Raw genomic sequence first — 5573 nt, 5'->3', positions numbered from 1 at the left:
CGGCGGCCCGCCCCATCGCTGCGTCCGGCCGGGTGGGGGCGCCGGCGGAGTCCCGCACCACCCCACCCCGCGCGAGGTCGTAGAGCGCGGCCCCGGGCACGATCGGCACGATGCCGCCCGGCGTCGGGAAGCCGCGCCCGGTTTCCTCGCACCACGCCTGCACGCCGGTCACCGAAGCCAGTCCGAAGGCCGAGCCGCCGGTGAGCACCACGGCATCGACGGTGGGGACGAGCGAGGCCGGGTGGAGTGCGTCGGTCTCGTGGGTGGCGGGCCCTCCGCCGCGGACGTCCACGGCGCCCACCGTGCCGGGCGGCGGGAGCACGACGGTGACGCCGGTGCGCCACCCGTCGTCGGTGCGCTGGGCGTGGCCGACCCGCAGGCCGGGGACATCGGTGATGCTGCCGGGGGAGGTCATGGGGCGCAGGGTAGGGGGTGGGGTGTCCTGGACCTCGGGTCGTGGGTCCGTCCGCTGATCTCTGGCGTGAACATCTGCCGAACACTCAAGCGGAGCGCTGCGTAGCGCTTGACACACACACATGGTGAGGCTTGATGGCGATGCCCCTTCGCACACACATGGGGCGATCACTCACGGGGAGAACACCATGCGAAAGATCCCTGCGGCTACGGCTGCCCTGCTCGTCATGACCGGCGGTTCCGCTGCCGCGGACGTTGCGGTGAGTGCGACGACCGACGGGCACGAGATGGAAGGGCAGGCCCGCATGGGTGGCTACACCGCCTTCGTGCGTGACTCGGCCGGGGGTTCCTGCGGCCACATGGTCCAGTCGACCAGCATCAAGGAGTTCCGCTCCTGCCGCCTGAAGCTCATCGACAACTGTGGGGGCTGGGTCGTTCCTCGCCGATGAGTTCCTGCAGGAGCGCGGGGCGGCCAGGTGGTCGTCCCGCGCTCCTGTCGTCCGGTGTTGACTCCTGGTCAGGAGTCCCTGCCGTTCGTTGTCGTTCTGTGTCGTCTTGTCTGGTGAGGTGCGCGTCGTGGTTGTTCCTGCGTTGGAGCTCGTTGAGTTGGGTGTTTCGTATGACCGTCCGGTGGTGGAGGGTTTCTCGTTGCGGGTGGGGCGGGGTGAGTCGGTGGCGTTGATGGGGCCCAGTGGGTCGGGCAAGAGCAGCATCTTGTCGTGTGTGGTGGGGATGCAGCGGCCGTCGTCGGGTCGGGTGCTGGTGGGTGGTCAGGACATGTCGGGGGCGCGGGCGGGGCGGCGTGCGCGGTTGCGGCGTGAGTTGGTGGGGGTGGCCTACCAGGAGTCGGGTTTGTTGCCGGAGTTGTCGGTGGCCGAGAACGTGGCGGTGACGTTGTTGTTCGACGGTGTGCCGCGGGGTGAGGCGTTGGGGTTGGCGCGGGAGTCGTTGGCGGCGGTGGGGTTGGCCGGGCATGCGGACAAGGCGGTGGACGAGATCTCTGGTGGGCAGGCGCAGCGGGTGTCGATCGCGCGGGCGTTGGTGCGGCCGGGGGCGGTGTTGTTGGTGGCTGATGAGCCGACGGCGAGTCTGGACCGGGTGACCGCTGGTGAGGTGATCGAGCTCATCGCTGAGCGGGTGCGGGCTACGGGGGTGGGGGCGTTGATCGCGACGCATGATCCGGCGGTGGCTGCGGCGTGTGATGCCGTGGTGGACCTGCGGGGGCGGGCGTGAGTTCGTCGTGGGGTGCTGCCTGGCGGGTGGCGCGGGGGTTGGCGTTGTCGGGCAGCCCCCGGCAGCGGTGGCGTCAGGTGAGTCTGGTGGTCTCCTCGGTGGTGGCCACGGTGGCGCTGTTGGTCGGGGTGATGCTGGTGCGGCAGGTGGTGCTGGCCGACGCGCACCTGGGCGCCCGCCAGCCCGTGATGGGGGCTCCTGCCACGGCCACCTGGGCAAAGACCATGCCGGTGCTTCCCGGTGGGGTGGGGCAGATTCCGGTGCAGTGGATCGAGCCCGACCCCGGTCACGAGGACGACCCGGCTCTGGTGCCGCCGGGGTTGGACCGGTTGCCCGCGCCGGGTGAGGCCGTGGTTTCGCCGGGTCTGGTGCGGCAGGGGCTGACGGCCGAGGACCTGGGGTTGCGGCCGAGCACGGCCGGGTCGGGTGAGGGGGGTGTCATCGGGGACGACTTCCTGATCTCCCGGAGCGAGGGCTACGCCATCGCTCGCCCGCCACAGGGGCAGCAGCTCGACCGAGACATGTCGGAGCGCATCTCGGGATACGGGCCCGGCGAGTCGAAGGTGACCTGGACCGAGACCACGCTCGACGTGCCGGCAGGTATCCCGGGACTCATGTCCGTTCTCGCGCTCGTGGTGTTCCCTGCGGTGCTGCTCCTGGGCACGGCGGCGCGAGCGGTGTCCGGCGTCACCCGGGATCGTGCCCGGCACCTGTGGGCGCTGGGCGTCAGCCGCGTGGCGATCCGGCAGGTGGTCGTCCTCGAGACGGCTGTCCTGTGCGGGCTCGGTGCCGCGGCGGGTGGCCTGCTGTGGGGCCTGACTCTCAGCCACCGAAACTCCTGGCCCGGCAACGACGCCCTTCTCCTGCCGGCTGCGCGGATCCCCCTCTGGTGGGCCCTGCCCGTCGTGCTCGGGGTCGTCCTGCTGGGGTCGGTGTGGGCGGCCACGGCGAGCACGTCGGAGCGACGTGCCGGTGCTCGGTTCTCGCTCGGTGACTGGGGGTTGGCCCCGCTGGTCCTCGGTCTGCTGGCTCTGGCGGTCGCCATCCCCCTGCCCGTGTGGTTGGGCTCCGCCAGCTCCGACTTCTCGCTCTTCATGCTCATGGGGGGTGCCGTGCTGGTCATCGTCGGGCTACCGCTCGGCCTGCCCGTGCTGTCACGGTGGGCGGCACGGCTGTTCGCCCGGTCGGCCCACCCCACCCGGTGGCTGGCGGCCAAGCGTCTCGGGGGTGGTGCCACGCGCCTGGCCAGGGCCGGTGCGTTCGTGGGCGTGCTCGTGTTCATCGTGGGATCGGAGGTGTCCCTCTACAACGGCACCCAGAGCGGCCCCGCCTTCGCCCAGGCGGCGGGGGAGACCAAGGTCTGGAGCGCCTACTGGGACGACGCGCCCGCGCGATTCCCGGATGACCTGGCGCAACGGGCTGCGGCGGCGGGCGGAGAGGTGGCCCGATCGCGGGTGGGTGCAGACGGGTCCCGTCATGGCACGGCGGTGGTCTTTCGCGACTGCCATGCCGCGCGGGAGTTCTTCGGCATGGACGTACCCGTCGACACCTGTGGGGGTGCGTCCACGGAGGGGGCTGATGCAGTGCGTCTGTTCACGGACGTGGCCATCGGGGACCCTGAGCGGTGGGAGCCGTCCGACACCGTGTACGTCAGTGGGCCACTGGACTGGGACGCGGCCGATGCCCTACGGCTCTTCGAGGGCACCACGAGGCCGGCGGTGATGCAGGTGCTGGGGCCGGACGACGACTTCCAGCACCCGGGCACCGACTGGATGCGAACCGGCGTGCTCGCTGCGTCAGCACTCCTTCTGGTGGGTCTCCTGCGCACTTTGGGCGACCGTGCCCTGGAATCCGCGCAGGAGCACCGCCTGCTGGAGCGGGCGGGGCTGGACCCGGCAGAGGCGGCTCGCACCACGATGGTGGCCACGCTCCTGCCGGTGGTGATCTCCGTGCCCATCGCCCTCGTCGCGGCGTGGCTGTTCGCGTACGTCGGGGGCACTGCGGACTACACCCAGCAGAACTACCTGGAGGTCACACTGGTCGCGCTCCTGACGGCTGGCCTGTGTGTGGTCGTGATGGTTGCCACGCTGCTGTGGCAACGGCGTCGGGCGGACTGAGGAAGGTGTCGGGGTTGGCTGCGCCGCCCCGAGATCACCTCAGCCCACCCGCAGCACCACCTTGCCGACGTGCTGGGACTCCTTGAGCAGCTGGTGTGCCCGCTGTGCCTCGGTGATCGGCAGCACCTCCTGCACCACCGGGCGGATCTCCCCGGCCTCGATGCGGGGCCAGAGGTTCTCGCGCACGGCCGCCACGATGCGGGCCTTGTCCGGGCGGGGCCGCCCTCGCAGGGAGGTGGCCTGCACGGTGAGGCGGCGCTGCAGCATCAGGCCCAGGTTGATCTCGCCCTCGCGCCCGCCCATGAGGCCGATGACGACGAGCCGGCCGTCCTTGGCCAGGGCCTGCAGGTTGCGGCCCAGGTAGTCGGCGCCGATGAGGTCGAGGACCACGTCGACGCCGTCGGCGGTGGCGTCGCGGACGGCCTCGACGAAGTCGGTCTCCTTGTAGTTGACGAGGATCTCGGCGCCCAGCTCGCGGCAGCGGTCGAGCTTCTCCTGCGAGCCGGCGGTCACGGCCACCCGGGCCCCCAGCGCGCGCGCCACCTGGATGCCCATGGTGCCGATGCCGGACGAACCGCCGTGCAGCAGGACGGTCTCCCCGGCGGCCAGGTGCCCCGCATCGACGAGGTTGGACCACACGGTGCAGGCGACCTCGGGCAGGGCGGCGGCGGTCACCAGGTCGACGCTCGCGGGGACGGGCAGCAGCTGGCCCACCGGCACGACGACCTGCTCGGCGTAGCCGCCGCCGGCCAGCAGGGCGCAGACCTCGTCGCCCACCTGCCAGTCGCCCGTGTCGCCGGCGCCCAGGGCGGCGATGCGGCCGCTCACCTCCAGGCCGATCACCTCGCTCTCACCGGGCGGCGGCGGGTACTTGCCGGCGGCCTGCACCAGGTCGGCCCGGTTGACGCCGGCGGCCGCCACCTCCACGAGGACCTCGCCCTCGCCGGGGGTGGGGTCCTCGACCTCGGACAGGGTCAGGGCCGGCTTCTCGCCGGAGTCGTCGATCACGATGGCGCGCACAGTGCCTCCTCGATGGGGTGTGCCCCGACCCTAGTGAGTCGTCGGCGGCACGGCGCGAGGAAGGGTGACAGAACAACTACGCGACGTCGTAGAACTTGGTATCCTCGGCGTCCTCGTGCGGCAGGCGGCCGCACCCGCACCCGCTCCGTGGAGGAAACCATGCACCGTCGCCTCATCGCCCTGGCAGCCACCGGGCTGCTGTTCGTCACCGCCTGCTCGCAGGAAGGGGCCTCCGACGGCGACGGCAGCAGCTCTGATGCGGCGACCAGTTCCGATGCGGCGACCAGCTCGGGCGCGGCCTCGGGTTCGCAGGACCCGTCGACCCAGTCCCCGCCCCCGGTGGGGGCGGTCGGCCTGTACGACGGCTGGGTGAAGGCCACCGAGGACGACATGACGGCCGTCTTCGGGCGCCTGCAGAACCCGTTGCCGGTGGACGTGACCTTCGTGAGCGGTTCCACGGACGTGGCGGAGTCGGTCGAGCTCCACGAGGTCGCCGGTGGGTCCATGCAGCCCGTCGAGGGCGGCATGACCGTTCCGTCGGGTGAGGTCCTGGAGCTCGAGCCCGGCGGCCTCCACATCATGCTGATGGGGGTCAAGAAGCCGATCGTCGCCGGTGACGAGGTGGTCATCACCCTCGAGGACGCCGACGGCAAGACCTACCCGCTCACCGCCGAGGCGCGCACCTTCGACGGCGGGGGCGAGAAGTACTCCGGCGGCGACGGCCACGACCACGAGCACTGAGGAGGGCGCGTGACCTCCCGGACCCCGCGTGAGCCCGCCGGCGGGCCC

The 5573-nt window shown here is 71.7% G+C and carries 6 protein-coding genes; 4 read left to right on the top strand and 2 right to left on the bottom strand.

Annotated elements, in window-relative coordinates; translation table 11 throughout:
* The coding region (locus HMPREF3099_RS08385) for a P1 family peptidase (protein WP_202816731.1) at positions 1–415 on the bottom strand (415 nt) is incomplete at its 3' end.
* A gap of 187 nt (positions 416–602) precedes the next feature.
* On the opposite strand from HMPREF3099_RS08385, the gene HMPREF3099_RS08380 reads away from it, so the two are divergent.
* From HMPREF3099_RS08380 to HMPREF3099_RS08370, 3 genes are all read left to right on the top strand, one after another.
* Positions 603–863 (top strand): hypothetical protein, encoded by a 261-nt coding sequence (locus HMPREF3099_RS08380; protein ID WP_070705552.1) that lies wholly within the window; start codon positions 603–605, stop codon positions 861–863.
* 118 nt (positions 864–981) lie between these two features.
* Positions 982–1647, top strand: a complete 666-nt coding sequence (locus HMPREF3099_RS08375; RefSeq protein WP_168168491.1) for an ABC transporter ATP-binding protein — start codon at positions 982–984, stop codon at positions 1645–1647.
* 86 nt (positions 1648–1733) lie between these two features.
* A complete protein-coding gene (locus tag HMPREF3099_RS08370) occupies positions 1734–3764 on the top strand; it encodes a hypothetical protein (RefSeq protein ID WP_070705550.1) in 2031 nt (676 codons plus the stop codon).
* Positions 3765–3803: 39 nt separating this feature from the next.
* Here HMPREF3099_RS08370 and HMPREF3099_RS08365 read toward each other — a convergent pair whose 3' ends face one another.
* Positions 3804–4784, bottom strand: coding sequence for an NAD(P)H-quinone oxidoreductase (locus HMPREF3099_RS08365; protein ID WP_070705549.1), 981 nt, complete (start codon positions 4782–4784; stop codon positions 3804–3806).
* A gap of 159 nt (positions 4785–4943) precedes the next feature.
* Here HMPREF3099_RS08365 and HMPREF3099_RS08360 point away from each other — a divergent pair, with 159 nt between their 5' ends.
* Positions 4944–5525, top strand: coding sequence for a copper chaperone PCu(A)C (locus HMPREF3099_RS08360; protein ID WP_070705548.1), 582 nt, complete (start codon positions 4944–4946; stop codon positions 5523–5525).
* The last annotated feature ends 48 nt before the right edge of the window (positions 5526–5573 follow it).

The organism is Kytococcus sp. HMSC28H12 (genome assembly GCF_001816045.1).
Classification (GTDB): Bacteria; Actinomycetota; Actinomycetes; order Actinomycetales; family Dermatophilaceae; genus Kytococcus; species Kytococcus schroeteri.
This window is presented reverse-complemented; position numbering and strand designations above follow the sequence as displayed.

Excerpts from the sequence above, each read along its gene's own strand:
- HMPREF3099_RS08380 (WP_070705552.1), top strand. The coding sequence starts at position 603 with ATGCGAAAGATCCCTGCGGCTACGGCTGCCCTGCTCGTCATGACCGGC.
- HMPREF3099_RS08360 (WP_070705548.1), top strand. The coding sequence starts at position 4,944 with ATGCACCGTCGCCTCATCGCCCTGGCAGCCACCGGGCTGCTGTTCGTC.